Source organism: Kitasatospora sp. NPDC088134 (assembly GCF_044741705.1).
In the GTDB taxonomy this organism is placed as follows: Bacteria; Actinomycetota; Actinomycetes; order Streptomycetales; family Streptomycetaceae; genus Kitasatospora.
Genome location: NZ_JBIUTD010000018.1, coordinates 44167 through 71011 on the forward strand (window position 1 = coordinate 44167; position 26845 = coordinate 71011).

The 26845-nt window shown below is 73.8% G+C and carries 22 protein-coding genes; 14 read left to right on the forward strand and 8 right to left on the reverse strand.

What is annotated here, in order from left to right:
- Positions 1-23 precede the first annotated feature (23 nt).
- From ACIOHG_RS25290 to ACIOHG_RS25305, 4 genes are all read right to left on the reverse strand, one after another.
- The gene (locus ACIOHG_RS25290) at positions 24-857 is read right to left on the reverse strand and encodes an amino acid ABC transporter permease (RefSeq protein WP_400953881.1); all 834 of its coding nucleotides are present in this window, start codon (positions 855-857) and stop codon (positions 24-26) included.
- Positions 854-1504 (reverse strand): amino acid ABC transporter permease, encoded by a 651-nt coding sequence (locus ACIOHG_RS25295; RefSeq protein ID WP_400953882.1) that lies wholly within the window; start codon positions 1502-1504, stop codon positions 854-856. Before ACIOHG_RS25295 ends, ACIOHG_RS25290 begins: the two co-directional genes overlap by 4 nt.
- Positions 1505-1550: 46 nt before the next feature.
- The gene (locus ACIOHG_RS25300) at positions 1551-2471 is read right to left on the reverse strand and encodes a transporter substrate-binding domain-containing protein (RefSeq protein ID WP_400953883.1); all 921 of its coding nucleotides are present in this window, start codon (positions 2469-2471) and stop codon (positions 1551-1553) included.
- A gap of 76 nt (positions 2472-2547) precedes the next feature.
- The gene (locus tag ACIOHG_RS25305; protein ID WP_400953884.1) at positions 2548-3330 is read right to left on the reverse strand and encodes an amino acid ABC transporter ATP-binding protein; all 783 of its coding nucleotides are present in this window, start codon (positions 3328-3330) and stop codon (positions 2548-2550) included.
- Between the two features lie 413 nt (positions 3331-3743).
- Between ACIOHG_RS25305 and ACIOHG_RS25310 the strand changes: the two genes are divergently transcribed.
- A complete protein-coding gene (locus tag ACIOHG_RS25310) occupies positions 3744-4517 on the forward strand; it encodes a response regulator transcription factor (RefSeq protein ID WP_400953885.1) in 774 nt (257 codons plus the stop codon).
- Positions 4518-4524: 7 nt separating this feature from the next.
- Positions 4525-5988, forward strand: a complete 1464-nt coding sequence (locus ACIOHG_RS25315) for a sensor histidine kinase (RefSeq protein WP_400953886.1) — start codon at positions 4525-4527, stop codon at positions 5986-5988.
- Here ACIOHG_RS25315 and ACIOHG_RS25320 read toward each other — a convergent pair.
- Positions 5978-7003, reverse strand: coding sequence for a TAXI family TRAP transporter solute-binding subunit (locus ACIOHG_RS25320; protein WP_400953887.1), 1026 nt, complete (start codon positions 7001-7003; stop codon positions 5978-5980). The two genes, ACIOHG_RS25315 and ACIOHG_RS25320, sit on opposite strands and share 11 nt — an antisense overlap.
- A 74-nt stretch (positions 7004-7077) precedes the next feature.
- Here ACIOHG_RS25320 and miaB point away from each other — a divergent pair, with 74 nt between their 5' ends.
- Both miaB and ACIOHG_RS25330 read left to right on the forward strand, forming a co-directional pair.
- The gene (miaB, locus tag ACIOHG_RS25325) at positions 7078-8565 is read left to right on the forward strand and encodes a tRNA (N6-isopentenyl adenosine(37)-C2)-methylthiotransferase MiaB (RefSeq protein WP_400953888.1); all 1488 of its coding nucleotides are present in this window, start codon (positions 7078-7080) and stop codon (positions 8563-8565) included.
- A gap of 200 nt (positions 8566-8765) precedes the next feature.
- Positions 8766-9458: a hypothetical protein gene (locus tag ACIOHG_RS25330; RefSeq protein ID WP_400953889.1), complete on the forward strand. Its 693-nt coding sequence runs from the start codon at positions 8766-8768 to the stop codon at positions 9456-9458.
- 21 nt (positions 9459-9479) lie between these two features.
- Here the strand turns inward: ACIOHG_RS25330 and ACIOHG_RS25335 are convergent, their stop codons facing one another.
- Positions 9480-9704 (reverse strand): antitoxin, encoded by a 225-nt coding sequence (locus ACIOHG_RS25335; RefSeq protein ID WP_400953890.1) that lies wholly within the window; start codon positions 9702-9704, stop codon positions 9480-9482.
- Between the two features lie 119 nt (positions 9705-9823).
- Between ACIOHG_RS25335 and miaA the strand changes: the two genes are divergently transcribed.
- The 5 genes from miaA to hflX all read left to right on the forward strand — a co-directional run bounded on the left by miaA (position 9824) and on the right by hflX (position 16533).
- A complete protein-coding gene (gene miaA / locus ACIOHG_RS25340) occupies positions 9824-10792 on the forward strand; it encodes a tRNA (adenosine(37)-N6)-dimethylallyltransferase MiaA (RefSeq protein ID WP_400953891.1) in 969 nt (322 codons plus the stop codon).
- A 253-nt stretch (positions 10793-11045) separates the two neighbouring features.
- On the forward strand, positions 11046-11531 hold the full coding sequence (locus ACIOHG_RS25345; RefSeq protein WP_400953892.1) for a hypothetical protein: 486 nt from the start codon (positions 11046-11048) through the stop codon (positions 11529-11531).
- Positions 11532-11629: 98 nt separating this feature from the next.
- Positions 11630-12508 (forward strand): diaminopimelate epimerase, encoded by an 879-nt coding sequence (gene dapF / locus ACIOHG_RS25350; RefSeq protein ID WP_400953893.1) that lies wholly within the window; start codon positions 11630-11632, stop codon positions 12506-12508.
- A gap of 187 nt (positions 12509-12695) precedes the next feature.
- Positions 12696-15023 (forward strand): RelA/SpoT family protein, encoded by a 2328-nt coding sequence (locus ACIOHG_RS25355; RefSeq protein WP_400953894.1) that lies wholly within the window; start codon positions 12696-12698, stop codon positions 15021-15023.
- A gap of 7 nt (positions 15024-15030) precedes the next feature.
- Positions 15031-16533 (forward strand): GTPase HflX, encoded by a 1503-nt coding sequence (gene hflX, locus ACIOHG_RS25360; RefSeq protein WP_400953895.1) that lies wholly within the window; start codon positions 15031-15033, stop codon positions 16531-16533.
- Positions 16534-16606: 73 nt separating this feature from the next.
- On the opposite strand, the gene ACIOHG_RS25365 is transcribed toward hflX, so the two are convergent.
- Both ACIOHG_RS25365 and ACIOHG_RS25370 read right to left on the reverse strand, forming a co-directional pair.
- Positions 16607-17752, reverse strand: coding sequence for a trypsin-like serine peptidase (locus ACIOHG_RS25365; protein WP_400953896.1), 1146 nt, complete (start codon positions 17750-17752; stop codon positions 16607-16609).
- Positions 17753-17870: 118 nt separating this feature from the next.
- Positions 17871-18968 carry a trypsin-like serine peptidase gene (locus ACIOHG_RS25370; RefSeq protein ID WP_400953897.1) on the reverse strand — a complete coding sequence of 366 codons (1098 nt, stop codon included), beginning with the start codon at positions 18966-18968 and terminating at the stop codon, positions 17871-17873.
- A gap of 255 nt (positions 18969-19223) precedes the next feature.
- Here ACIOHG_RS25370 and ACIOHG_RS25375 point away from each other — a divergent pair, with 255 nt between their 5' ends.
- From ACIOHG_RS25375 to ACIOHG_RS25395, 5 genes are read left to right on the forward strand one after another with little or no spacing between them, the layout of a single operon-like run.
- Positions 19224-20999 carry an IucA/IucC family protein gene (locus ACIOHG_RS25375; RefSeq protein ID WP_400953898.1) on the forward strand — a complete coding sequence of 592 codons (1776 nt, stop codon included), beginning with the start codon at positions 19224-19226 and terminating at the stop codon, positions 20997-20999.
- Positions 20993-21538 carry a GNAT family N-acetyltransferase gene (locus tag ACIOHG_RS25380; RefSeq protein WP_400953899.1) on the forward strand — a complete coding sequence of 182 codons (546 nt, stop codon included), beginning with the start codon at positions 20993-20995 and terminating at the stop codon, positions 21536-21538. The genes ACIOHG_RS25375 and ACIOHG_RS25380 overlap by 7 nt, the downstream gene beginning before the upstream one ends.
- A 15-nt stretch (positions 21539-21553) precedes the next feature.
- Positions 21554-22942, forward strand: coding sequence for a lysine N(6)-hydroxylase/L-ornithine N(5)-oxygenase family protein (locus tag ACIOHG_RS25385; RefSeq protein ID WP_400953900.1), 1389 nt, complete (start codon positions 21554-21556; stop codon positions 22940-22942).
- Complete coding sequence (locus ACIOHG_RS25390; protein ID WP_400953901.1) at positions 22923-24698, forward strand: IucA/IucC family protein; 1776 nt, start codon at positions 22923-22925, stop codon at positions 24696-24698. The genes ACIOHG_RS25385 and ACIOHG_RS25390 overlap by 20 nt, the downstream gene beginning before the upstream one ends.
- Positions 24699-24711: 13 nt before the next feature.
- Positions 24712-26799 carry an ATP-dependent DNA helicase gene (locus tag ACIOHG_RS25395; RefSeq protein ID WP_400953902.1) on the forward strand — a complete coding sequence of 696 codons (2088 nt, stop codon included), beginning with the start codon at positions 24712-24714 and terminating at the stop codon, positions 26797-26799.
- Positions 26800-26845: the final 46 nt, after the last annotated feature.

The window sequence follows — 26845 nt, forward strand, 5'->3', positions numbered from 1 at the left end:
GCAACAGATCACCTGGGTGTCCGTCAAGCAGCGGCTGTGCCGCGCCGGTTCGCGCCGCGCCGGCCGCGCGACTCGATCCGGTGGGCCAGGCCGGTGAGGGCCAGGCAGAGCGCGATGTAGATCGGGGTGATCACGATGAGCACCGGGATGTACGGGTACCCGTCCGAGTTGGTGGCGATCAGCTTGCCCGCGTACAGCAGCTCGGGGTAGGTGATGATGTAGCCGAGCGAGGTGTCCTTGAGCGTGACCACCAGCTGGCCGATGATCGTCGGCAGCATCGAGCGGACCGCCTGCGGGATCAGCACCAGGCTCATCACCTGGGTCTTGCGCAGGCCGAGCGCGTAGGCGGCCTCGGCCTGGCCGCGCGGGACGGCGTTGATGCCGGAGCGGATCACCTCGGCCTGCACGGCGCCGTTGTACAGCGTCAGGCCGACCACCAGGCCCCACATCGGCTGGGCGGTGAACAGCGCCTGCCAGAGCGCGAAGATCATGATGACCAGCGGCAGGGCCCGGAAGAACTGCACCACCGGGGTGCAGACCAGCCGGACCGCCCGGTGGTCGGAGAGCTGTCCGACGGCGAGCAGCGCGCCGAGCACCAGCGAGCCGACCGCGGCCAGGCCGAAGACCTTCAGGGTGGCGAGGACGCCGTCGACCACGCGCTGCTGGACGGCGGTGTACTGGAACGGGTCCCACAGGTCCCCGTCGAACTGGCCCTGGTCGGAGAGGGTGCTGACGATCCACCAGAACAGGCCGGCCGTGCCGAGCAGGCCGAGCACGCCGAGCACCCGGTAGCGGGCCCGGGCCCGCGGGCCGGGGACGTCGTACAGGACGGAGGCGGAGGCGGTGCGGGTGCTCATCGGGCCACCGCCGCACGGCGCTCGAGGGTGCCGAAGACCGCGCCGACCGCGAAGCTGATCACCAGGTAGGCGAGGGCCAGCCAGAAGAAGATGGCGAAGATGTCGTAGCCCTTCTCGGTCAGGGTCTTCTGGACGCTGAACAGCTCGGACACGTTGAACGCGCCGGCGATGGCCGAGTTGCGGGGCAGCGCGATGAACACCGACCCCATCGGGGCGATCACCGCGCGGGCCGCCTGCGGGAGCACCACCAGGCCGAGGGTCTGGCCGAAGTTCATGCCCAGCGAGCGGGCGGCCTCGGCCTGGCCCAGCGGCACCGTGTTGATGCCGGAGCGCAGCACCTCGCAGACGAAGCTGCCGGTGTAGGCGCTGAGCGCGGCCACCGCGGCCGTGAAGCTGCTGATGTGGACGTCCAGCCGCGGCAGCACGAAGGTCGCCGCGAAGAACAGCAGGGTGAGCGGGGTGTTGCGGAACACCGTCACCCAGCCGGTGCCGAAGGCGCGCAGCACCGGGACCGGGGAGACCCGGAAGGCCGCCAGCACGATGCCCAGCAGCAGGGCGAACAGGGCGCTGAGCGCGCTCAGTTCGACCGTGCTCAGGAATCCCTGGGCGAACAGGTGGAAATTGCCGTCCTCGAACAGCAGGCCCATGCCGGCGGCCCTCCTCTCGTCTCTCGGTGTCGGTGCGGCGGCGGCGTCAGCCGGCGGCGATCGGGTCCAGGGCCGGGATGCTGGGCGCCGCGGAGCCGGACAGGCCGAGGGTGGCGTCGTAGGCCTTCTTCCAGTCGCCGTTGTCCTCGTGCGCCTTCAGCGCGTCGTTGACGGCCTTCTGCAGCGCGGAGTCGCCGAGCTTCACGCCGACGCCGTAGCGCTCGGTCGAGAAGGTCTGGCCGACGACCTTGAGCTGGCCCTTGTTCTTGGCGGCGTAGCCCTTGAGGATCGCGTCGTCGGTGGTGACCGCGTCGACCTCCTTGGTGAGCAGCTTCTCCACGCAGAGCGAGTAGCTCTCGAACTTGGTGACCTTGGCGCCGTACTTCTCGATGTTGGTGATCGAGGTCGAACCGGTCACCGTGCAGACCGACTTGTCCTTGGTGGACTCGGGGCCGGTGATGTCGGTGTTGTCCTTGTTCACCAGCAGCGACTGGCCGGCGATGTAGTACGGGCCGCCGAAGGAGATCAGCTTCTTGCGGTTGTCGTTGATCGAGTAGGTGCCGACGTAGAGGTCGACCTGGCCGCCGGAGAGCGAGGTCTCGCGGGCGCTGGAGTTGATGGTCTTCCACTCGATCTGGGTCTCCGGGTCGAAGCCCAGGTCGGCGGCGATCATCTTGGCGATCTCGATGTCGAAGCCGTTGCGCTTGCCGGTCTGCACGTCCTCGAAGCCGAGGAACGGCTGGTCCGACTTGGCGCCGATGGTCAGCTTGCCCTTGGCCTTGGCGGCGGTCCAGGCGGCCGAACCGTCCAGCTTGGCGGCGGAGTTCACCTTGTAGGTGGGCAGCTGCGCGGCGGCGGCCGACTTGTTGTCGGTCGACCCGCTGGGGGAGCCGTCCTTGCCGCAGGCGGCGACCGCGGTCAGGGCGAGCACGGACAGGGCGGCGGCTACGGTACGACGGGCCTTCATGCGGTCGTTCACTCCTCGGTAGGGGCCAACGTCTGGCTCCGGGCAAATTCGAACTGACGCTAGATCAAGGTCGGACTCAGTGGTGCAGGATCTTCGAGAGGAAGTCCTTGGCGCGGTCGCTGCGCGGGGCGGTGAAGAACGCCTCGGGGGTGTTCTCCTCGACGATCCGGCCGTCGGCCATGAACAGCACCCGGTTCGCGGCGGAGCGGGCGAAGCCCATCTCGTGGGTGACCACGACCATCGTCATGCCGCGGCCGGCGAGCGAGCGCATCACCTCCAGCACCTCGTTGACCATCTCCGGGTCGAGGGCCGAGGTCGGCTCGTCGAACAGCATCACCTTGGGCTTCATCGCCAGCGCGCGGGCGATCGCCACCCGCTGCTGCTGGCCGCCGGACAGCTGGGACGGGTACTTGTCGGCCTGCGCGCCCACCCCGACCCGGTCCAGCAGCTCGCGGGCCTCCCGCTCGGCCTCGGCCTTCGGCACCCGGCCGACCTTGACCTGCGCCAGCACCACGTTCTCCAGCACCGTCTTGTGCGCGAACAGGTTGAAGGACTGGAACACCATGCCCACCTGGGCGCGCAGCCGGGCCAGCTCGCGGCCCTCGGCCGGCAGCGGCCTGCCGTCCACCTCGATGCTGCCGGAGTCGATGGTCTCCAGCCGGTTGATGGTGCGGCACAGCGTGGACTTGCCGGAGCCGGACGGGCCGATCAGCACCACGACCTCGCCCTGCGCGATGTCCAGGTCGATGTCCTGCAGCACGTGCAGCGCGCCGAAGTGCTTGTTCACCCCGCGCAGGGACACCAGCGGGACGGCGCTGCCCGACTCCGGCTTCCGCAGGTCGGCGCTGTTCTCGGTCATCGCGGCTCGCTCCCTCGTCCTCCGAACCCGGGCCAACTCGTGGGGGCCGCAGCATCGGTGATGGTCCGTCTGATGTCCGGGGGCCGGAGCCGGCGGAGCCCGCGGCCCCCGGACGGGGCGACTTTAGACAGGTACACGACGGCCCGTCAGCCGATCTGAGCTGAACTTGAGGATCACGGTTCGGCTACGCCGGGTAGTCGGGGGATCGCGGACCCGGCCCGGATACCGGCTCCGTAACGGACCGGGCCAGGTGGTTGACCGGGTGACGCCGGATGGGCATGGATGCCAGGATGGCCCGCGTCCCGCACGGGGCGGCGCCGGGACGGCCGGCACCCGCCGCCGTCCGCCCGTCCCCGAACCCCCACCGCCGTTCACCACCCGCTCACCACCGCCACCGACAGGAAGGGAACCCGATGCGCCTGCTCCTGGTCGAGGACGACGACCGCGTCGCGGCCGCCCTGGTCGCGGTGCTCGGCCGCCACGGCTTCCAGGTCCGGCACGCCCGCAGCGGCCACGAGGCGCTGGACGCGCTCGTCCCGGACGGCAGCGACCCCTACCGGGTGGTGCTGCTCGACCTCGGCCTGCCCGACCGGGACGGCTTCGAGGTGTGCAGCCGCATCCGGGCCGGCAGCCGGGTCCCGGTGATCATGGTGACCGCGCGGGCCGACATCCGCTCCCGCATCCACGGCCTCAACCTGGGCGCCGACGACTACGTGGTCAAGCCCTACGACATGGGCGAACTCCTCGCCCGCATCCACGCGGTGGCCCGCCGCGGCATCGACCGCGCGGTCGAGGAGACCGGCCCCGCCCCGGCCGGTCCGCTGGCCTCCCGCGGCGTCGAGATCGACCGCGAGCGCCGCCGGGTCTCGGTCGAGGGCCGCGACGTGCCGCTCACCCGCAAGGAGTTCGACCTGCTGGCGCTGCTCGCCCAGAGCCCCGGCGTGGTCTACCGCCGCGAGCAGATCTTCAGCGAGGTCTGGCGCTCCGGCTGGGAGGGCAACGGCCGCACCCTGGAGGTGCACATCGGCTCGCTGCGCACCAAGCTCGGGCTGCCCGGCCTGGTCGAGGCGGTCCGCGGCGTCGGCTACCGGCTGATACCCGACCAGCCCGCCGGCCCCGACGCCCCCGGAGCCCCCGGTGCCCCCGACGCTTCCGGTGCCTCCCACGCCGACGGCCCGGAGCGCTGAGCGGCACGTGCGCAACCGCCTGCTCGGCATCCTGATCGCCCTGATGGCCTGCGTGCTCGCGGCCCTCGGCGTCCCGCTGGCGTACCTGACGGCCGCCTCCGAGCAGTCCAAGGTCGTCGTCGACCGGATCGACGACGCCGCCCGCTTCGCCCAGGACCTGCCCACCCAGGGCCGCCCCAGCGCCAGCGCGGTCAAGGGCGACCCGCAGCCCGGCCCCGGCGACAACGGCCGGCTGCACGCCCTCACCAGCGAGGCCGCCCGCTACCACCAGCTGTACGGCACCCGGATCGGCGTCTTCGAGCGCGACGGCAGCGCCGTCGCCGTCGCCCCCGCCGACTGGCGGCCCCCCGAGGACGGCCCCGGCCGGCAGGCCTACCAGGAGGCGCTGGCCGGCCGCCGCAGCCACAACCCGCCGCAGGTCTGGCCGTGGACCCCGGACCGCACCCTCGCCGTCGCGCTGCCCGTGGTCCGGGACGGCGACGTGGTCGCCGTGGTGCTCACCGAGTCGCCCACCGGCGGCCTGCGCTCCCGCATCCTGCACCGCTGGCTGCTGCTGGCCGGCGGCGAGGCGCTCGCCATGATCGTCGCCATCCTGCTCGCCGTCCGCCTCACCGGCTGGGTGCTGCGGCCCGTCCGCACCCTCGACCGGGCCACCCACGACATCGCCACCGGGCGGATGGACGCCCGGGTCGCCCCCAGCGGCGGGCCGCCCGAACTGCGGCGGCTGGCCCGCTCGTTCAACGACATGGCGGACCACGTGGTGATCGCCATCGACCAGCAGCGGGCCTTCGTCGCGGACGCCTCGCACCAACTGCGCAACCCGCTCGCCGCGCTGCTGCTGCGGGTCGAGCTGATCGGCCTGGCCCTGCCCGAGGGCCACGAGGAGGAGATCGCCGCCGTCCGCGAGGAGGGCGCCCGGCTGGCCCGGGTCCTGGACGACCTGCTCGGCCTGGCCACCGCCGAGGGCTCCCGGCCCGAGCCCGAACCCGTCGACCTGGCCGAACTGGTCCGGGCCCGGGTCGACGCCTGGCGGCCGCTCGCCGACCAGCGCGGCATCGCGCTCCGCTGGCAGGGCCCGCCGATGGCGCACGCCTGGGCCGACCCGATCGGCTTCGGCAGCGCGCTGGACGCCGTCCTCGACAACGCCATCAAGTTCACCCCCGCCGACAGCGCCGTCCAGGTCGGCCTGCTGATCGCCAAGGAGAACGTCACCGCCACCGTCACCGACGCCGGGCCCGGCCTCACCGAGGAGGAGCTGGCCCGGGTCGGCGACCGCTTCTGGCGCTCCTCCCGGCACCAGAACGTCGACGGCTCCGGCCTCGGCCTGTCCATCGCCCGCACCCTGCTGCTGGCCGGCGGCGGCGAGCTCGGCTTCGAACCGGCCGAACCGCATGGGCTGACGGTGCGGCTCACCGTGCCGCGGCGCCGGGGCGGCCGACGGAACCGACCGGACCGCTCGCCTACGGCTTGACGGACAGGTAGTAGCGCTTCGCGCCCTCGTGCAGCGGCAGCGGGTCGGTGTACACCGCCGTCCGCAGGTCCACCAGCTGCGCGGCGTGCACCTTGCGGCCGATGTCGTCCCGGCTGTCGATCACCACCCGGGTCAGCGCCTCCACCAGGCCCGGGTCCACGTCCGCCCGGGTCACCAGCAGGTTCGGCACCGCCACCGTCGGCACCGCCGTCCGCTCCGGCTCCACCCGCGGGTAGGCGTCCGCCGGGATGGTCGCCGCCCGGTACGCGTCCACCCCGTCGCCGGACAGCTGGTGCAGTGGGTCCGACAGGTCGCCCATCGGGACGATCCGGATCGGGGTCTGCTCCGAGAGGTCGGAGAGCGCCGCCGTCGGCAGGCCGCCGGACCAGAAGAACGCGTCCAACTGCTTCGCCCGCAGCTCGTCCGCGGCCTGCCCGACCCCGAGCATCGCCGACCGGACGTCCCGGTCCGGGTTCAGGCCCGCCGCCTCCAGCAGCCGCCGGGTCACCAGGTTCACGCCCGACTTCGGCTGCCCCACCCCCACCCGCAGGCCGCGCAGGTCGGACACCTTGTGCACCGGCGAGTCGGCCGGCACCACCAGCTGCATGTAGTCGTCGTACAGCCGGGCGATCGCCCGCAGCTGCGGCTTGCCCGGGCTCTGGAAGCTCGCCACCGCGTCCGCCGTGGCGATGGCGAAGTCGTCCCGGCCCGCCACCAGGCGCTCCAGGTTGTCCACCGAGCCCTCGGAGTTGTCCAGCCGGACCTTCACCCCCGGCAGGTGCGAGCCGATGTACTCCTTCAGCAGCCCGCCGTAGCGGTCGTACACCCCGCGCTGCACCCCCGTGGCGAACGCCGCCTCCCCGCGCGGGCCCGCCGCCGAGCGCGCCGAGGACGCCCACCAGCCGCCCGCACCCGCCACCACCAGCAGCAGCACCGCCGCCACCCGGAACAGCCGCCCGCGCAGCACCGCGCGCAGCGCGGCACCGGGACGGGGTGGAACGCTCGAAGCAGCCATGACAGCGATAGTGCCAGCCCCCACCGCCCGGCGGGAGGCCCGCCCCGCTGCCCGTACCCTTGTGCCCTGTGGGTATGGAGGAGAGCTTGCGAACTTACAAGGTCGTCACGTACGGCTGCCAGATGAACGTCCACGACTCCGAGCGCCTGTCCGGGCTGCTGGAGGAGGCCGGGTACACCAAGGCCGCCGGCGACGGCGACCCCGACCTGATGGTGTTCAACACCTGCGCGGTCCGCGAGAACGCCGACAACAAGCTGTACGGCAACCTCGGCCGGCTCGCCCCCGCCAAGCAGGCCAACCGCGGCATGCAGATCGCCGTCGGCGGCTGCCTGGCCCAGAAGGACCGCGAGACCATCGTCCGCAAGGCCCCCTGGGTCGACGTGGTCTTCGGCACCCACAACATCGGCCACCTGCCCGCCCTGCTGGAGCGCGCCGCGATCGAGCGGAAGGCCCAGGTCGAGATCCTCGACTCGCTGGAGACCTTCCCCTCCACCCTGCCCACCCGGCGGGAGTCCGCGTACGCGGCCTGGGTCGCCATCTCGGTCGGCTGCAACAACACCTGCACCTTCTGCATCGTCCCCGCGCTGCGCGGCAAGGAGGAGGACCGCCGCCCCGGCGACGTCCTCGCCGAGGTCGAGGCGCTGGTCGCCGAGGGCGTCGTCGAGGTCACCCTGCTCGGGCAGAACGTCAACGCCTACGGCTCCGACCTCGGCGACCGGGAGGCGTTCGGCAAGCTGCTGCGCGCCTGCGGCCAGGTCGAGGGCCTGGAGCGGGTCCGCTTCACCTCGCCGCACCCCAAGGACTTCACCGACGACGTGATCGCCGCGATGGCCGAGACGCCCAACGTGATGCACCAGCTGCACATGCCGCTGCAGTCCGGCTCCGACACCGTGCTGCGCGCCATGCGGCGCTCCTACCGGCAGGAACGCTTCCTCGGCATCATCGAGAAGGTCCGGGCCGCGATGCCGGACGCCGCGATCTCCACCGACATCATCGTCGGCTTCCCCGGCGAGACCGACGAGGACTTCGAGCAGACCCTGCACGTGGTCCGCGAGGCGCGCTTCGCCAACGCCTTCACCTTCCAGTACTCCAAGCGCCCCGGGACGCCGGCCGCCGAGATGGCGGACCAGGTCCCGAAGGCCGTGGTGCAGGAGCGCTACGACCGGCTGATCGCCCTCCAGGAGGAGATCTCCTGGGAGGAGAACAAGAAGCAGGTCGGGCGGAAGCTGGAGATCCTGGTCGCCGAGGGCGAGGGCAAGAAGGACGACCGCACCGACCGGCTCTCCGGCCGCGCCCCCGACAACCGGCTGGTGCACTTCAGCCGTCCGGAGGGCGGGGTCCGGCCCGGCGACATGGTGACGGTGGAGATCACGTACGCCGCCCCGCACCACCTGCTCGCGGAGGGCCCGGTGCTGGGGGTCCGCCGGACCCGCGCGGGCGACGCCTGGGAGAAGCGGCAGGCCGCGCCGGCCGCGAAGCCCGCCGGCGTCATGCTCGGCCTGCCGACGATCGGCGCCCCGCAGCAGCCGACCGCCCCCAGCGGGGACGCCTGCGGCTGCTGAGGCCGCTCGGCGGACCTGCGGACGCGAAGCCAGGGGGGCGGGGAACTGCGCGCAGCGGAGGAGCGGACCGGGAAGATCGCGGGACAGGGCAACTCCCGTCCGGCGAAGCGATCTTGCGGTGCGTGCTCGCCGGGACGCGCAGTTCCCCGCGCCCCCGGTTTCGCGCCACTGCCCGCTGCGCCCCGCGTAGAGTGATCGTCATGCTTGCTGCCGCCGCCGTGTGCCCGTGTCCGCCGTTGCTCGTGCCCGAGGTCGCGGCCGGGGCCGCCGGGGAGGCGGCGGGGCTGCGGGAGGCGTGCCTGGCGGCGGTCCGGGAGCTGGCCGGGGTCGACCTGGTGGTGGTGGTCGGGACGGGCGAGCGGGCCGGGGTGTGGACCGAGGGCGGGGCCGGGTCGTTCCACCGCTACGGGGTGGCGAAGGCGGTGCGGCTGCCGCTCGGCGGCGTCGACGGGCCGGAGCTGTCGCCCGCGCTGACGGTCGGGGCGTGGCTGCTGGAGGAGGCGGGCGTCCAAGTGCCGACCCACGCCGTCGCCGTGAAGCCGGACACCGCGACCGAGCGGCTGCTCGGCCTCGGCCGCGGCCTGGCCGAACTCGCCGACCGGGTCGGCCTGCTGGTGCTCGGCGACGGCAGCGCCCGGCGCTCGGTGAAGGCCCCCGGGTACCTGGACGAGCGGGCCGAGGGGTACGACCGGGAGGTGGCCCGGGCGCTGGGCGCGGCGGACGCGCCGGCGCTGGCCGCGCTGGACCCGGAGCTGTCCGCCGAGCTGATGGCGGAGGGCCGGGCCCCCTGGCAGGTGCTGGCGGGCGCCGCCGAGGGCACCGCGCTCGGTGGTGCGCTGCGCCACGACGACGCCCCGTACGGCGTCGGCTACCTGGTCGCCTCCTGGGGCTGAGGGCCCCGGGGCCGACCGGTCTCAGTCGTTCTTGGGCTTGTTGGCGGCGAGCGAGTCCGCCGCGCTCTTGGCGGCCGAGGCGCCCTTGCCGATCTGGTCGCTGTACTTGTGCTTGGTCGCCTTGTCGATGGCCTCGCCCGCCTTGTCGACCATGGTGTCGATCTTGTCGTTGTGCTTGTCGGCCAACTCGCCCGCCTTGTCCTTGAGTTCCTCGGCCTTGTGCTTGAGGTTGTCCATCAGGCCCATGGAGTGCGTTCCTCACATCTCTGGTCATTCACGGTCGAATCGTCATCGGACACAGCCGATCCTCCCCGGACAACGAGGGCGCCACACGGGAGGTGCCCGGGTTTTGCGAGACTGGGGGGGTGAGCAGTCCTGTTCCCCCCTCTCCTGTCAGCCCGCCCCGGGTGGTCTCGGTCGTCGGTTCGACCGCCGCCGGAAAGTCCGACCTGGCGGTGGCGATCGCCCGCGAGCTCGGCGGGGAGGTGGTGAACACCGACTCGATGCAGCTCTACAAGGGCATGGACATCGGCACCGCCAAGCTGGCGCCCGAGGAGCGCGGCGGCGTCCCGCACCACCTGCTGGACGTCTGGGAGGTGACCGAGACCGCCTCGGTGGCCGAGTACCAGCGCCTCGCCCGGGCCGAGCTGGACCGGCAGCTGGCGGCCGGGCGGCCGCCGGTGCTGGTCGGCGGGTCCGGCCTGTACGTGCGGGCGGCGATCGACGAGCTGGAGTTCCCCGGCACCGACCCGCAGGTGCGGGCCCGGCTGGAGGAGGAGCTGGAGCGGGTCGGCCCCGGCGTGCTGCACCGGCGGCTCGCGGAGCTGGACCCGGCGGCGGCGGAGGCGATCCTGCCCAGCAACGGGCGGCGGGTGGTCCGGGCGCTGGAGGTCGTCGAGATCACCGGACGCCCGTTCACGGCCAGCCTGCCGAGCGGGCGGGCGGTGTACCCGGCGGTGCAGATCGGCGTCCAGGTGCCGCGGCCCGAGCTGGACCGGCGGATCGAGCTGCGGGTGGACCGGATGTGGGAGGCCGGGCTGCTCGACGAGGTCCGGGAGCTGGAGAAGGCCGGGCTGCGCGAGGGGCTGACCGCGAGCCGGGCGCTGGGCTACCAGCAGGTGCTGGCGTTCTTCGCGGGGGAGTGCACCGAGCAGGAGGCGAAGGCGGAGACGGTGCGGGCCACCCGGCGGTTCGCCCGGCGGCAGGAGTCCTGGTTCCGCCGGGACGCCCGGGTGCACTGGCTGGAGCGGCCGGAGGGCGCCGATCCGGTCGAACTCCTGGGCCGCGCAATGGAACTGATCCACCGACCGGAATCCCCGGCCGGACCGGCCTGACCGGCGGTTTCCGGCTGCCCGGCGACCCGATCCGGCCATCCGCCCGGGCGTCTGCCGGTGCAGACGCAGGTGCAGAACGCACCGGCGGTCACGGCGGGGTCACGTCATGGCATCGGATCACCCGATCACCCCGCGGTACGCCCTGTCGGGGTGGCGGCCCGTGCCATCATCGGTACCACCGAGGCCCGGCACGCGGGCCGGCCTCACCGCCCGCGAGCCCCGGAGCTCGTGCCGAGCCATCAGGGGAGGCCGCGTGTCCACGGGTACCGGCCCCGAAACCGACGAGCGGTTCGCCGACATGTCCGACGGGTCCGAGACCCTGCCGGAGCTGGTCGTGCCGACCACCTCGTACGCGGTGGCGCTGCCCGCGATCGACGACCTGGCCGCGGTGCCGGGCGTGGTGCACGAGCGGGACATCCGGCCCCGGCGCCGACTGCGCTGGTGGCAGATCCTGCCGATCGCCGCGACGCTGATGTTCGGCTCGCTGATGTTCGCCTTCCCGCTCGCCTTCGGCAGCGAGGGCGCGACCGCGATGATCGGGATGCTCGGCCTGCTGATCACCGCCGCCTCGGTCGGCTGGGGCGCGATGGCCGCCCGCAAGGCCGGCTACAAGTGGCCGGGCGTGCCGCACCGCGGCAGCAAGGAACGGGCCGGCTGGAAGGCCATCGTGGTCTACACCCTGCTGGTCGTGCTGGCCTGCGCGCTCGCCGCCTGGCGGGTCGTCCACCTGCGCGGCTGACCCTCCGGCCGATCGCCCGCCGACCGCCGGTCGACCGTCGGCGGACCGCCGGTGGACGCCCCCGGGGTCCGGCCCGCGCGGCCGTTACCATCGGCGGTGTGAGCGAGCGCAGCGGAATCAGCGGAACGGCCTTCCTCAAGGGGCACGGCACCCAGAACGACTTCGTGATCGTCCCCGACCCGGACGGGCGGCTGGAGCTGTCGGCGGAGACGGTCGCCGCCCTGTGCGACCGGCGGGCCGGGATCGGCGCGGACGGCGTGCTGCGGGTGGTCCGCTCGGTGGCCGAGCCCGCCGCGGCCGGGATGGCCGAGCAGGCCGAGTGGTTCATGGACTACCGCAACGCGGACGGCTCGATCGCCGAGATGTGCGGCAACGGCGTGCGGGTGTTCGCCCGCTACCTGGTGCACGCCGGGCACGCGAAGCCGGGCGAGTGGGCGGTGGCCACCCGCGGCGGCGTGAAGCGGGTCCGGGTCGCCGAGGACGCCCCGGACGGCACTCCGGGCGAGGTCACCGTCGACATGGGCCGCGCCGTGCTGCCCGGCCCGGACGGCATCACCGTCACGGTGGACGGCCGCAGCTGGCCCGCGCTGAACGTCAACATGGGCAACCCGCACGCCGTCGCCTTCGTCGAGGACCTGGCGCACGCCGGCACCCTGCACGAGGCCCCGGTCACCGCCCCCGCCACCGCCTACCCGCAGGGCGTGAACGTGGAGTTCGTGGTGGACCGGGGCGAGCGGCACGTCGCCATGCGGGTGCACGAGCGCGGCTCCGGCGAGACGCTGTCCTGCGGCACCGGCGCCTGCGCCGTCGCGGTGGCGGCGATCCGGCGCGACGGCGCCGACCCGGCGGTCACCGGACGGCCCGTCGGCTACCTGGTGGACGTCCCCGGCGGGCGACTGGTGATCGAGGAGTTCCCGGACGGCCGGATCGAGATGACCGGCCCCGCGGTGATCGTCGCCGCGGGCGTGCTGCTCTGACCTGCGGCGCGGCCCCGGCCGGACCGACGGGGCGTCAGCCCCCGCTTCCCAGCCGGGCGTTCGGCTAATCCGCCCGTTCGAGTGATCCGGGTGACAGAGGGGAAGCGGGGGCTCGCGCAACGTGGTCTGCTCGGTAGCATGGACCACCGGGTCGGCCGTCGCTCCGGTGTTGCTGCCGGAGGTGCAGATGACCATCCGCTCCGAGTTGGCGGGCTCGCCGTCCAAGCAGCAGGCGGGCCGGTTCAGTCGCGCGGCCCTCGGCCGGGCCGGCCGGGCCGCGCTGCTCGCCACCGGGCGGACGCCCGTCCCCGACGCCATCGAGCCCATCGTCCAGGCCCACCGGGTGCACCACCCGCAGGCCGACGTCCCCCTGCTGACCAGGGCGTACCGGGTCGCCGAGGAGAGCCACCGCGGGCAGACCAGGAAGAGCGGCGAGCCCTACATCACCCACCCGCTGGCCGTCACGATGATCCTCGCCCAGCTCGGCGCGGACACCACCACGCTGGTCGCCTCGCTGCTGCACGACACCGTCGAGGACACCGAGGTGACGCTCGATCAGGTCGCCGAGGTGTTCGGCCCCGAGATCGCCTACCTGGTGGACGGCGTCACCAAGTTGGAGAAGGTCGACTTCGGCGCCGCCGCCGAGCCCGAGACCTTCCGCAAGATGCTGGTCGCCACCGGCGACGACATCCGGGTCATGGTGATCAAGCTCGCCGACCGGCTGCACAACATGCGCACCATCCGGCACATGAAGCCGGCCAGCCAGGTCCGGATCGCCAAGGTCACCAAGGACGTGCTGATCCCGCTCGCCGAACGGCTCGGCATCCAGGTGGTCAAGGCCGAGCTGGAGGACATCGTCTTCGCCACCCTGCACCCCGAGGAGTACGCGCGCACCGGCGCGGTCGCGGCCGGCTGGACGGACGGCGCGCTGACCCCGTTCGCCGCCGAGCTCGGCCGCCAGCTCGGCGAGGCCGGCATCGCCGCCGCCGTCACCGTCCGGCCCCGGCACCTGGTCTCGCTGCACCGGGTGATGCTCAAGCGCGGCACCGGCCCGGACGGCGCCGGACTGCGCCCCGGCGACTTCGGCCGACTGCTGGTGGTGGTCGAGGAGAACGCCGACTGCTACGCCGTCCTCGGCGAGCTGCACACCTGCTGGACGCCGCTGCCCGGCGAGTTCAAGGACTTCGTCGCCGCCCCCAAGTTCAACCTGTACCAGTCCCTGCACACCGCGGTCGCGCTGCCCGGCGGCGAGGTGGTCGAGGTGCTGGTCCGCACCCGGCGGATGCACGAGGTCGCCGAGACCGGCGTGGTCGCGCTCGGCGACCCGCGGGACGGGCGGAACGCCGCCGAGGAGACCGAGGACCGCACCGACCCGGCCCGCCCCGGCTGGCTGTCCCGGCTGCTGGAGTGGCAGCAGGACACCCCCGACCCGGACGCCTTCTGGTCCGCCCTCACCGCCGACCTGCGCGACGACCGGGAGATCACCGCCGTCACCGAGGACGGCACCACCCTGCACCTGCCGGCCGGCTCGACCTGCCTGGACGCCGCCTACCTGATCGGCGAGGAGACCGGGCACCGATGTATCGGCGCCCGGGTCAACGGCCGGCTCGCCGCGCTCTCCACCGAACTCCGCGACGGCGATGTGTTCGGCCTCCTCACCGCCCCCGAGGGCGAGGACAGCGGCCCCGACCCGGAATGGCTGGAGTACGTCCGCACCCCCGGCGCCCGGCTCGCCGTGGAGCGCCGGCTGGCCGCCCGCCCCGCCCCCGCCGAACTCCCCGAGCGGCCCCCCGCCGTCGAGGCCCCGGCCCCCGCCGCACCCCCCGCGCCGCCCGCCGCCGCACCCGCCGAGATCCCCGAGCTGCCCGGCGCCGCCGTCCGGCTGGCCCGCTGCTGCACCCCCGTGCCGCCGGACGAGGCGACCGGCATCCTGCTCCGCGGCAACGTGGTCGCCGTGCACCGCACCGGCTGCCCCACCGGCACCCGGATGCTGCGCGGCGGCCGCCGCCCGGTCGGGGTGCGCTGGCTGCCCGGCGGCGTCCCGCAGTGGGGCTACCGGGTCACCCTGCACGCCGAGGCGCTGAACCGCCCCCGGCTGCTCGCCGACCTGACCGCGGCGATCTCCGGCGAGGACGTCTCGATCTTCTCCGCCGAGGTCGAACCGCCCCGCCAGCTGCGGGTCCGGCACAGCTACACCCTGGAACTGCCCGACGCCGCCGCGCTGCCCGCCGTGATGCGGGCCATGCTCCGGGTCTCCGGCGTGTACGACGTCTACCGGCCGAGCGGCCCCGAGGAGGGCCCCGGCCGGGCGGACGAACCGGTGGACGAACGGGTGGACGAACGAGTGGCTGAACCGGCGGACGAACCGGTACCGGACCGGACGGCGGACCCGGTGGCGGCGGCCGGGGCGGCGGCTGGTAAAAGGGATGACTCGGGCACAGCGGACGTGCAACCATCGTGGGGAATTCACGGCGGCTCCGCCGTGTTGACCGAGAGCACCACCGGATCAATCTAAGGACGCAATGACCTCCACGTTCGACAGCCGCACCCGATCGAGCGAGTCCGCCAACCGGCTCGCCGACCTCAAGGCGGAAGCCCTGATGGACGAGGACCTCGCGGCGATCGACGAGGGCCTCGGCAACGACTACGACGGAGCGCAGTACGACCGCTCCGAGCGCGCCGCCCTGCGGCGCGTGCACGGCCTCTCCACCGAACTCCAGGACGTCACCGAGGTCGAGTACCGCCAGCTCCGCCTGGAGCGCGTGGTCCTCGTCGGCGTGTGGACGGACGGCACGCTCGAGGAGGCGGAGAACTCGATGGCCGAGCTCGCCGCCCTCGCCGAGACGGCCGGCTCCGAGGTCCTGGACGGGGTGATCCAGCGCCGCGACAAGCCCGACGCGGCCACCTACATCGGCTCCGGCAAGGCCCAGGAGCTGCGCGACATCGTCGCCTCCACCGGCGCCGACACCGTGGTCTGCGACGGTGAGCTGACGCCCGGCCAGCTGATCCACCTGGAGGACGTGGTCAAGGTCAAGGTGGTCGACCGCACCGCCCTGATCCTGGACATCTTCGCCCAGCACGCCAAGTCCCGGGAGGGCAAGGCGCAGGTCTCGCTCGCGCAGATGCAGTACATGCTGCCCCGCCTGCGCGGCTGGGGTCAGTCGCTGTCCCGGCAGATGGGTGGCGGTGGCTCCGGCTCCTCGGGCGGCGGCATGGCCACCCGCGGTCCCGGTGAGACCAAGATCGAGACCGACCGGCGCCGGATCCGCGAGAAGATGGCGAAGCTCCGCCGGGAGATCGCCGAGATGAAGAAGGGCCGCGACACCAAGCGGCAGGAGCGGCGTCGCCACCAGGTGCCCTCGGTGGCCATCGCCGGCTACACCAACGCCGGCAAGTCCTCGCTGCTCAACCGGCTCACCGGGGCCGGCGTCCTGGTGGAGAACGCCCTGTTCGCCACCCTGGACCCGACGGTCCGCCGCGCGCAGACCCCGAGCGGCCGGGTCTACACCCTGGCCGACACGGTCGGCTTCGTCCGGCACCTGCCGCACCACCTGGTCGAGGCGTTCCGCTCCACCATGGAGGAGGTCGGCGACGCCGACCTGATCCTGCACGTGGTGGACGGCTCGCACCCCGAGCCGGAGACCCAGCTGGCCGCGGTCCGCGAGGTCATCGTCTCGGTCGACGCGCAGAACGTGCCGGAGATCGTGGTGATCAACAAGGCCGACGCGGCGGACCCGGCGGTCCTGCAGCGCCTGCTGCGCCGCGAGCCGCACGCCATCGTGGTGTCGGCCCGCAGCGGCCAGGGCATCGAGGAACTGCTCGAACTGATCGACCGGGAACTGCCCCGCCCCTCGGTGGAGGTCAAGGTCCTGGTCCCGTACACCCGCGGCGACCTGGTCTCCCGGGTGCACGCGGAGGGCGAGCTGATCTCCACCGAGCACACCGCGGAGGGCACCCTGCTGCACGCCAAGGTCGCGGCCACGCTGGCCGCCGAGCTGGAGAGCTGCACGGCTGTCGCCGCGTAGGTCGCGCGAGTGCCGCAACGAGGAGCGGGGGCACCGGGGTCGTCCCGGCGCCCCCGCTCCGCCGTTCCCGGCCCTACCGGGTCTGCTGGAAGGCGTCGAACATCCGCTTGGCGTCCGGGCCCAGGTTGGGGCCGGCCAGCCAGATGTCGTTGCCGATCGAGGTGTTGGAGAACAGCACGATCTTCCCGTCCTTGCGGGTGAACCAGCCGCCGCCGGAGGAGCCGCCGGTCATGTTGCAGCCGATCGAGAGCATCGGCGGGCGCGAGCGGTCGAAGACGAACGGGGTCGGCTTGGGCGCGGAGTCGCAGTGCTCCAGCTCGACGCCGTCGAACGGGGTGGCCGCGGGGTAGCCGTACGCGGAGGGCGAGGCGATGTCCTCCGGCTGGGCGCCGAACCAGACCGGGACCGAGCCGCCGACGGTCTCCTCCAGCGAGCGGGTCGAGCCCTTCGGCGGGACGACCCGGACCACCGCGAAGTCGAACTGGCTGGCCGGGTTCCCGTAGTGCAGGCCCTCCTTGGTCCACTGCGGCATCACGTAGAAGTTGTTGGAGACCCAGATCCCCAGCGGCGCCCGGTCGGCGTCGGGCGCGGTCTGCTTCCTGCCGTTGCTGAGCGCCCCCGAGCGGTTGTAGGCCGGGATGAAGGCCAGGTTCCGGAACGGCTTGCCGTCCTTGCCGCCGTGCACGCAGTGCGCGGCCGTCCACACCAGGTTGCTCTTGCCGGGGTTGCTCGGGTCGGAGACCACGGTGCCGGAGCAGTGGCCGAGGCCCTCGTCGGTCTCCACCAGCATCTTCCCGACCACGGCGGTGCCCGGGTCGTACGGGTGGGCCTGCGGACGGGCCCGGATCAGGCTCGGGAACACCACCTCCTTCGCGGTGGGCGTGCGGACCTTCGAGGTGTCGGCGGTGGGCGTGTCGATGCCCTTGGCGTCGTCGACCTTCTTGTGGTCCCAGAAGTTCCGGACGGCCTCGATGTCCTCCGGCGTGAAGCCGTTCTTGGCGGCCCACTTGGACCAGTCGTCGGCCTTCCAGGACGGCACCTTGGCGATGAAGTCCTGGATGTCGCTCAGCTCGACCGGCGGCAGCGAGGACCCCGCGGGCGGCACCGGGTGCGGGCTCTGGCCCTGGCAGGCGGCGGTGGTCAGGGCGAGGACGGTCACCAGGGCGGCCGCGGCGGCGGTCCTGGCCCGGTGCGGCGGGCGGTGGTGCGGTGCGGACATGGGCGTTCCCCCGTGCGTTCGGTGCTGGTCGGTCGGTGTCAGTCGGTGTCGGTCGATCGGTGTCTGTGCGTTCGCTGTCTGTGTGTTCGGTGGCGGAGCGGGTGGCCCCGGCGGCCGGTCACTTCCGCGCGATGTAGTCGAGCGCCTGGCGGGCCACGCCCTCCAGGTAGGGGCCGTTCAGCGCGGCGTGCGCCTGGGTGCCGAGCGAGGTGTTGCTGACCAGCCGCTGCCGGCCGTCCGGGCCGTCCGCGAACCAGCCGCCGCCGGAGGCGCCGCCGGTCATGGTGCAGCCGATCACCAGCATCGCGGGCCGGGCCGGGTCGAAGCTGCGCGAGCCGGGGCGGCCGGAGTCGCAGCGCTCCAACTCCTGCCCGTCGAACGGGGCGACCGCCGGGTACCCCCAGGCCTGGACGGCGAGCTGCTCGCGCGGGGCGTCGAACCAGACCGGCACGGCGGTGCCGATCACCTCCTCCAGCGAGCGGGTCTCGCCCGCCGGGCCGTGCACCCGGATCACGGCGAAGTCGTACTGGTTGGCGGCGTCCCCGCCCCGGCCGCCCTCGACCGTCCACAGCGGCGAGGTGACCACCTGGTCCGCCCACCACTGGCCGAGCGGGGCGACCTGCGCCACCGTGGCCTTCTGCCGGTTGCTGGCCGCGCCGGAGCTGTTGTAGGCCGGGACGAACACCAGGTTCTTGTACCAGTCGCCGCCCTTGCCCTCGTGCACGCAGTGCGCGGCCGTCCACACCAGGTCGCTCCGGCCCGGGTGGGCCGGGTCGGCGACCACGGTGGCCGAGCACTGCCCGGTGCCCCCGTTCGGCGCGGTCATGAAGACCTTCCCGGACGCCGGGTAGCTGGTGTACGGGCGCGGCACCGGTTCGGCCTGCACGGCCGGTACGGCTGCCGACGGCGGGGCGGACGGTGACGGGGCCGTGGACGGCGACGCGGACGGGAGCGTGGTCTCCGGGCCCGCCGCCGCCGGTTCGGGCTGCCGCGGCGGCGCCTGGTCCATCCGGTCGGCGCTCCAGGCGTCCGGCGCCGGCGGGTTGCGGAAGGCGTGCCGCTCCGCCCAGGCGTCCCAGTCGGCGAACCCCCAGTTCCGCAGCTCGGCCAGGCCGCGCGGCCCCCCGCCGCCGCCCCCCGAGGTGCAGGCGGTCGCCCCGCCGACCAGTACGGCGGCCGCGGTCAGCGCGGCCACCACCCCCCGTGCCCCAGTCATCGATCCCCCCGTGAACGGACTTCTCCCCGGGGGACAGTCTCCCATCCGGGGCGGACCGGGCGGGCGGCCGGTGCGGTTCCGCCGTCGGGCGGTCGCCGAACCGTGACGATGACGGTCCGTCAGAATGCCGCGCCGTCACACCGATGGGTGAGTGATCGCTCGAAACTCACCGGATCGAGTGAGCCGATCTTGTGCCCGGGCTCCGGAGATAGGTAACCCTTACCTGTAGGCAATCGCGCGGCTCAAGGAGCGGATTTGGCCACCACCCTCACCGGCGTTCCCCCGGCCGTCCGGCCGGCGGCCGGGCACCCCGACCCGGACCCGCTGCTCGACCCGGACCCGGCCGTCGCCGCCGAACACGCCGCCACCGAGAGCCTGTTGCGCTGCTGGGCCCGGGAGACCGCGGCCGCCCGCCCGGACGGCGACCTGCTGCGCATCCCGGTGCTCGGCGGGGCCGCCGAGCTCTCCGCACCGGTGCGGCACTGGTCGGCCTGCGGCTGGCACCGGTTCGGCCCGGCCGCGGTCTCCACCGGCAGCGCCGAGCACCCCGTCGACGCCGTCACCGTGGCCGCCCTGGTCGCGGGCGCCACCGGCCGCCCCGAACCCGGCCAACTCGCCGACCTGACCGCCCGGGTGGCGGACTCGGTGGGCCGCACCGCGGAGATCCTCGCCCACCGCCGGGCGCTCCCCGCCGCCCCCGCCGACCCGTTCCTGCGCGCCGAGCAGGCGCTGCTGCTCGGCCACCCGCTGCACCCCACCCCGAAGAGCCGCGACGGCCTCGGCCCCGCCCAGTCCGCCGCGTACTCCCCAGAGCTGCACGGCTCGTTCCGGCTGCACTGGTGGGCGGTCGACCGCTCGCTGCTGGCCGCCGACTCCGCCACCGGCACCCCCGCCGAGCAGCTCACCGCCGAGCTGTACGGCGGCGCGCTGCCCGGCGGCACCGCCGCGCTGCCGCTGCACCCCTGGCAGGCCCGCGAGCTGGCGCTCCGCCCGGCCGCGGCCGAGCTGCTGGAACAGGGCCTGCTCACCGACCTCGGCCAGCACGGCGAGCCCTGGCACCCGACCAGCTCGGTGCGGACGGTCTGCCGCCCCGGCACCCCGTGGATGCTCAAGCTCTCGCTCGGCCTGCGGATCACCAACTCCCGCCGGGAGAACCTCCGCAAGGAGCTGCACCGGGGCGTCGAGGTGCACCGGCTGCTGGAGGCCGGCCTCGGCGCGCGCTGGCGGGCCGCCCACCCCGGCTTCGACATCCTCCGAGACCCGGCCTGGATCGGCGTCGACCACCCCGCGCTCGCCGACCCCAACGGCCTGGACACCGTGCTGCGGCAGCTCCCGTTCGGGCCCGCCGACCGGGCGCTCTGCGTGGCCGGCCTGGTCGCCGAACGGCCCGTCGGCCGGAACGAATCGCGACTCGCCTCGCAACTCGCCGACCTCATCGTCGAGTTGGCCGCCCGCACCGGCCGCCCCGGCCCGACCGTCGCCACCGAGTGGTTCCTCCGCTACCTGGACGCCGTCGTGCTGCCGATCCTCTGGCTGGACGGCCGGGCCGGCATCGCCCTGGAGGCCCACCAGCAGAACAGCCTGGTCCTGCTGGACGCGCAGGGCTGGCCCACCGGCGGCCGCTACCGCGACAACCAGGGCTACTACTTCCGCGCCTCGCACGCCGACCGCCTGCACGCCCTGCTGCCCGGCCTCGGCGCGCACAGCGACACCTTCGTCCCCGACCCGGTCGCCGACGAGCGCTTCGCCTACTACCTCGGCATCAACCACGTGCTCGGCCTGATCGGCGCCCTCGGCTCCCAGGGCCTCGCCGACGAGCAGCTGCTGCTGGCCGCGCTGCGCCGCTTCCTGGCCGGCCCCGCCGCCACCGCCACCGGCTCCGCGCTGCCCGCCCACCTGCTGGACGCCCCCACCCTGCGCTGCAAGGCCAACCTGCTGACCCGGCTGCACGGCCTGGACGAACTGGTCGGCCCGGTCGAGACCCAGTCGGTGTACGTCGAGATCGACAACCCGGTGGCCCGGGCGTGCTGACCGCGCCCGGCCCGATCGCCACCCCCGCCGGTGAACTCGTCCTGCGCCCCGTGGCCCCGCCCGCGGACCTCGACCTGCTCACCGGCTGGATGAACGACCCCGGCACCGACCGCTGGTGGGGGCTGGCCGGACCGCCGGGGACCACCGCCGCGCACCTCGCGGCCCAGCTCGACGGCGACGGCCGCAGCCTCCCCCTGCTCGCCCTGCTGGCGGGCGAACCCACCGGCTACTTCGAGCTCTACCGGGCCGACTTCGACCCGCTGGCCGCGCACTACCCGGCCCGCCCGCACGACCTCGGCCTGCACCTGCTGCTCGCCCCCGGGGCCCGCGGCCGGGGCCTGGCCGCCCGGCTCCTCGACGCCCTCGCCACCCGGCTGCTGCGGGACGAACCCCGCTGCACCCGGGTGCTCGCCGAACCCGACGTCCGCAACACCCCGTCGATCCGGGCGTTCGCCCGCGCCGGGTTCACCCGCACCACCGACCTCGACCTGCCCGACAAGCGCGCCGCCCTGATGATCCGCCGGCGCGCGGACGCCTAGGACCCACAGGACCCCATGACTGCCCACGACGACCCGACGGGCCGACCGCCCGAGCCGTACGACCTGATCGGCGTCGGCATCGGCCCGTTCAACCTCTCGCTGGCCGCGCTCGCCGACCGGGTCGAGACGATCAGCGCGCTGTTCCTGGACGCCAGGCCCGAGTTCCGCTGGCACCCCGGCATGCTCGTGGACGGCGCCCGGATGCAGGTCCCGTTCCTCGCCGACCTGGTCACCCTGGTCGACCCCACCAACCCGTGGTCCTTCCTCAACTACCTGCGCGACCGGCAGCGGCTGTTCCCGTTCTACTTCGCCGAACGCTTCCAACTGCCCCGCCGCGAGTACGACCACTACTGCCGGTGGGCCGCCGAACGGCTCCCCAACTGCCGCTTCGACAGCCCCGTCACCGCCGTCCACTGGGACGCCGGCCGGCGGCTCTACCGGGTGCACGCGGCCGGCGCCGTCCAGCACGCCCGCAACCTGGTCCTCGGCACCGGTACCGAACCCGTCCGCCCCGAGGCCTTCGCCCCGCTGGCGGACCACCCCGCCGTGCTGCACTCCGCCGACTACCTGATCAGCCGTCAAGCACTGGACGGCGCACGGGACATCACCGTGGTCGGCTCCGGCCAGTCCGGCGCCGAGGTCTTCCTCGACCTGCTGCGCCGCCGGGCCGGCGACGGCACCCGGCTGCGCTGGCTCACCCGGACCAGGGCGATCGCCCCGATGGAGTACTCCAAGCTCGGACTGGAGCAGTTCACCCCCGACTACACCCGGTACTTCCACGGCCTGCCCGAGCAGGCCCGGGACGCCCTCGTGCCCGCCCAGTGGCAGCTGCACAAGGCCGCCAGCGCCGAGACCCTGGCCGAGATCCACGACCACCTGTACGAGCGCACCGTCGGCCGCCCGATCGACGCCGAACCCGTCGAGATCCTCCCCGGCACCGCCGTCACCGCGGCCGGCCGGGGCCCCGGCGACGGCCTCGAACTGCACTGCCGGCACGGCGACTCCGGCCGCCGCCACTCGGTCCGCACCGACGCCGTGGTGCTCGCCACCGGCTACCGGGCGGTCCGCCCCGCCGCGCTCGACCCGATCGCCGACCTGATCGACTGGGACGACCGCGGCCGCTACCGGGTCGACCTCGACCACCGGGTCGCCACCCGGCCGGAACTCACCGGCGGTCTGTACGTCCAGAACGCGGAGCTGCACACTCACGGAGTCGGCACCCCGGACCTCGGACTCGGTGCCCACCGCGCCGCCGTGATCCTCAACGCCGTCGCGGGCAAGACCCTGCACCCGCTGCCCCACCGCACCGCCTGGACCAGCTTTCTCCCACCCGCCGCAGCAGCCGTCGACCCGGTGCTCCCGCGACCCCTGGAAGGAAACGAGCGTGCCGCAGCCAGCCGCTGACCCCGCCCTCCACCTGCCACCCCAGCTCACCCCCGAGCACTGGCAGGCCGCCGGACGCGCCATGCTCGCCAAACTGCTCGGCGAGTTCGCCTACGAGGAACTGCTCCACCCGCGCCCGGCCGGCGACCACTACCTGGTCGAACTCCCGGACGCCGACTACCGGTTCACCGCCCGGCGGGGCGCCTACGGCAGCTGGCGGGTCGACCCGGACTCGATCGAGGGCGGCACCGACCCGCTGCGCTTCCTCCAGCAGGCCCGGCACGTCCTCGGCCTGAGCGGCGACACCACCGGCCACCTGGTCCGCGAACTCACCGCCACCCTGATCGCCGACGCCCACCTGCACGCCACCGCGCTGCCCGCCGCCGCCCTCGCCGACCTCGACCACACCGCCCTGGAGGGCCGGCAGACCGGCCACCCGTGGATCGTCGCCAACAAGGGCCGACTCGGCTTCTCCGCCACCGACGCGGCCGGCTGGAGCCCCGAGGCCCGGCTCCCGCGCACCCTGCCCTGGCTCGCCGTGCACAAGAGCCTGGCCGAGTTCCGCGGCGACCCGGCCATCTACGACACCGAGCTCGACCCCGCCTTCCGCCGCCAGCTCGGCGACCGCGCCGACGAGTTCCACCTGCTGCCGGTACACCCCTGGCAGTGGGACGAGACCGTGGTCGGCCTGTTCGCGCCGTGGATCGCCGACGGCCGGATCGTCCCGCTGCCCAGCGACGGCGACCTACGGCTGCCCCAGCAGTCGATCCGCTCCTTCTTCAACGTCTCCCGCCCCGAGCGCTGCACCGTCAAACTGCCGCTCGCCATCCTCAACACCCTGGTCTGGCGCGGCCTGCCCACCGAGCGCGCGCTCGCCGCCCCCGCCGTCACCGCCTGGATCCACGGCCTGCGCGACCGGGACCCCTACCTGCGCGACGAGTGCCGGGTCATCCTGCTCGGCGAGATCGCCTCCGTCACCGTCGAGCACCCGCTCTACCGCGACCTGCCGGACGCGCCCTACCAGTACAAGGAACTGCTCGGCGCGATCTGGCGCGAACCCCTCGGCCGCTACCTCGAACCGGGGGAGCGGGGCCGCACCCTCGCCGCGCTGCTGCAGACCGGCTCCGACGGCCGCGCCCTGGCCGCCGAACTCGTCGCCCGCTCCGGCCTGGAGCCCCGGGAGTGGGTGCGCCGGCTGTTCACCGGCATGCTGCCGCCGCTGCTGCACTTCCTCTACCGCTACGGCCTGGTGTTCTCCCCGCACGGCGAGAACGCCATCGTGGTCTTCGACGCGAACGACGTCCCGGTCCGGCTCGCCGTCAAGGACTTCGTCGACGACGTCAACCTCAGCGACCGGCCGCTGCCCGAACTCGACGGCCTGCCCGCCGAGATCGCCGGGGTGCTCAACCGGGAGGACCCCGACTACCTCTGCCAGTTCCTGCACTCCGGCCTGTTCATCGGCGTCCACCGCTACCTCGCCCCGCTGCTGGAGGACCAACTCGGCCTGCCCGAGCACGAGTTCTGGGAACTGCTGCGGGAAGTGATCCTGGACTGCCAGCGCCGCTTCCCCGAACTCGCCGACCGCCACCGGCTGTTCGACCTTTTCACGCCGCGGATCGACCGGCTCTGCCTGAACCGCAACCGGCTGCTGCTCGACGGCTACCGGGACCGCCCGGACCGCCCGCACGCCGCCGTGCACGGCCGGGTCGACAACCCGCTGCACAGCACCGCCCACCTCCCCGTCCAGCGGGACCGGATTGTCACTCCCGCCCCGTAGGCTGGGGGTCGTCATGACGAACGACACCGAACCCCTGCCCGGCGGCCCGGAGACGGCCGAAGCCCCCGCGCCGGTCCCCGCCTCCCGCATCCCCGAGCTGCTGCACGCCGCCGTCGAGTCCGTCGGCGGCGTGGAGCGCCCCGGGCAGGTCCGGATGGCCGAGGCCGTCGCCGCCGCCGTCGACGAGGGCGAGCACCTGCTCGTCCAGGCCGGCACCGGCACCGGCAAGTCCCTCGCCTACCTGGTGCCCGCCCTCGCCCACGGCGACCGGGTGGTGATCGCCACCGCCACCCTCGCCCTCCAGCGCCAGCTGGTCGAGCGCGACCTGCCGCGCACCGTCGAGGCCCTGCACCCGGTGCTGCGCCGCCGCCCGCTGTTCGCCATGCTCAAGGGCCGCTCCAACTACCTGTGCCTGCACCGGGCCAACGAGGGCACCCCGAGCGACGAGGGCGAGGGCCTGTTCGACCCGGTCGAGGCGCTCGGCGGCCCCACCGGCAAGCTCGGCAAGGACGTGCTGCGGCTGCGCGACTGGGCCGAGGAGACCGAGACCGGCGACCGCGACGACCTCAGCCCCGGCGTCTCCGACAAGGCCTGGGCCCAGCTCTCCGTCACCTCCAACGAGTGCCTGGGCGCCACCCGCTGCGCCTACGGCCAGGAGTGCTTCGCCGAGCAGGCCCGGGAGCGCGCCAAGCTGGCCGACGTGGTGGTGACCAACCACGCCATGCTGGCGATCGACGCGATCGAGGGCGCCCCCGTCCTCCCCGAGCACGGCCTGCTGATCATCGACGAGGCGCACGAGCTGGTGAACCGGGTCACCGGCGCGGCCACCGCCGAGCTCACCGTCGGCGCCGTCAACCGGGCCGTGAAGCGGGCCGCCAAGCTCGCCAACGAGAAGGCGGTGGACGCGCTGCAGGCCGCCGCCGAGAACTACCACGGCCTGATGGAGACCGCCCAGCCCGGCCAGCTCGACGAGCTGCCCGAGTACCTCGGCTACGCGGTGGCCGCGATCCGGGACGCCAGCCGCCTGGTGATCACCTCGCTCGGCGAGACCCGGGACAAGGGCCTCAGCGACGAGGACGCCGTCCGCAAGCAGGCGATGGCCTCCGCCGAGACCCTGCACGAGACCGCCGAACGCCTGCTGGAGGACTCCGAGTACGACGTGGTCTGGGTCGAGCGCTCGGACCGCTTCGGCCCCGGCACCGCCTCGCTGCGGGTCGCCCCGCTCTCGGTCTCCGGCCTGCTCCGGGAGAACCTCTACCGGGACCGCTCGGTCGTCCTGACCTCCGCCACCCTCAAGCTCGGCGGCGACTTCAACGGCGTGGCCGGCTCGCTCGGCCTGCCCGCGGAGAGTCGGCTCCCCGACACCCGCACCCCCGACGGCCCGGCCGTCGAGACCGGCGAGGACGCCCCGCCGTACTGGCGCGGGCTGGACGTCGGCTCCCCGTTCACCTACCCCAAGCAGGGCATCCTCTACGTCGCCAAGCACCTGCCGCCGCCCGGCCGGGAGCCCGACCGCCCCGAGATGCTGGACGAGCTCACCGAGCTGATCGGCGCGGCCGGCGGCCGCACCCTCGGCCTGTTCTCCTCGATGCGGGCCGCCCAGGCCGCCGCCGAGGAGCTCCGGACCAGGCTGGACGTGCCGATCCTGCTCCAGGGCGAGGACACCCTCGGCGAACTGATCAAGGCATTCGCCGCCGACGCCGCCACCTGCCTGTTCGGCACCCTGTCGCTCTGGCAGGGCGTCGACGTGCCCGGCTCGGCCTGCCAGCTGGTCGTGATGGACCGGATCCCGTTCCCGCGCCCCGACGACCCGCTGATGAGCGCCCGGCAGAAGGACGTCGAGGCGCACGGCGGCAACGGCTTCATGGCGGTCGCCGCGACGCACGCCGCGCTGCTGATGGCGCAGGGCGCGGGCCGGCTGGTCCGGGCCGCCGAGGACAAGGGCGTCGTCGCCGTCCTCGACCCCCGGCTGGCCACCGCCCGCTACGGCAGCTTCTTCCGCGCCTCGATGCCGGACTTCTGGTACACCACCGACCGCAACCAGGTCCGCCGCTCGCTCGCCGCGATCGACGCCGCGGCCCCGCCGGTCAAGCAGCGCTGAGCGGCGGCTGCTTCGGGAAACGGCTGCTTCGGGAAACGGCTGCTTC

What these genes read in the sequence shown, in the direction of transcription:
- ACIOHG_RS25290 (WP_400953881.1), bottom strand. Translation starts at nt 857, where the DNA reads ATGAGCACCCGCACCGCCTCCGCCTCCGTCCTGTACGACGTCCCCGGC.
- ACIOHG_RS25295 (WP_400953882.1), bottom strand. Translation starts at nt 1,504, where the DNA reads ATGGGCCTGCTGTTCGAGGACGGCAATTTCCACCTGTTCGCCCAGGGA.
- ACIOHG_RS25300 (WP_400953883.1), bottom strand. Translation starts at nt 2,471, where the DNA reads ATGAAGGCCCGTCGTACCGTAGCCGCCGCCCTGTCCGTGCTCGCCCTG.
- ACIOHG_RS25305 (WP_400953884.1), bottom strand. Translation starts at nt 3,330, where the DNA reads ATGACCGAGAACAGCGCCGACCTGCGGAAGCCGGAGTCGGGCAGCGCC.
- ACIOHG_RS25310 (WP_400953885.1), top strand. Translation starts at nt 3,744, where the DNA reads ATGCGCCTGCTCCTGGTCGAGGACGACGACCGCGTCGCGGCCGCCCTG.
- ACIOHG_RS25320 (WP_400953887.1), bottom strand. Translation starts at nt 7,003, where the DNA reads ATGGCTGCTTCGAGCGTTCCACCCCGTCCCGGTGCCGCGCTGCGCGCG.
- miaB (WP_400953888.1), top strand. Translation starts at nt 7,078, where the DNA reads ATGGAGGAGAGCTTGCGAACTTACAAGGTCGTCACGTACGGCTGCCAG.
- ACIOHG_RS25330 (WP_400953889.1), top strand. Translation starts at nt 8,766, where the DNA reads ATGCTTGCTGCCGCCGCCGTGTGCCCGTGTCCGCCGTTGCTCGTGCCC.
- ACIOHG_RS25335 (WP_400953890.1), bottom strand. Translation starts at nt 9,704, where the DNA reads ATGGGCCTGATGGACAACCTCAAGCACAAGGCCGAGGAACTCAAGGAC.
- ACIOHG_RS25355 (WP_400953894.1), top strand. Translation starts at nt 12,696, where the DNA reads ATGACCATCCGCTCCGAGTTGGCGGGCTCGCCGTCCAAGCAGCAGGCG.
- hflX (WP_400953895.1), top strand. Translation starts at nt 15,031, where the DNA reads ATGACCTCCACGTTCGACAGCCGCACCCGATCGAGCGAGTCCGCCAAC.
- ACIOHG_RS25365 (WP_400953896.1), bottom strand. Translation starts at nt 17,752, where the DNA reads ATGTCCGCACCGCACCACCGCCCGCCGCACCGGGCCAGGACCGCCGCC.
- ACIOHG_RS25370 (WP_400953897.1), bottom strand. Translation starts at nt 18,968, where the DNA reads ATGACTGGGGCACGGGGGGTGGTGGCCGCGCTGACCGCGGCCGCCGTA.
- ACIOHG_RS25385 (WP_400953900.1), top strand. Translation starts at nt 21,554, where the DNA reads ATGACTGCCCACGACGACCCGACGGGCCGACCGCCCGAGCCGTACGAC.
- ACIOHG_RS25395 (WP_400953902.1), top strand. Translation starts at nt 24,712, where the DNA reads ATGACGAACGACACCGAACCCCTGCCCGGCGGCCCGGAGACGGCCGAA.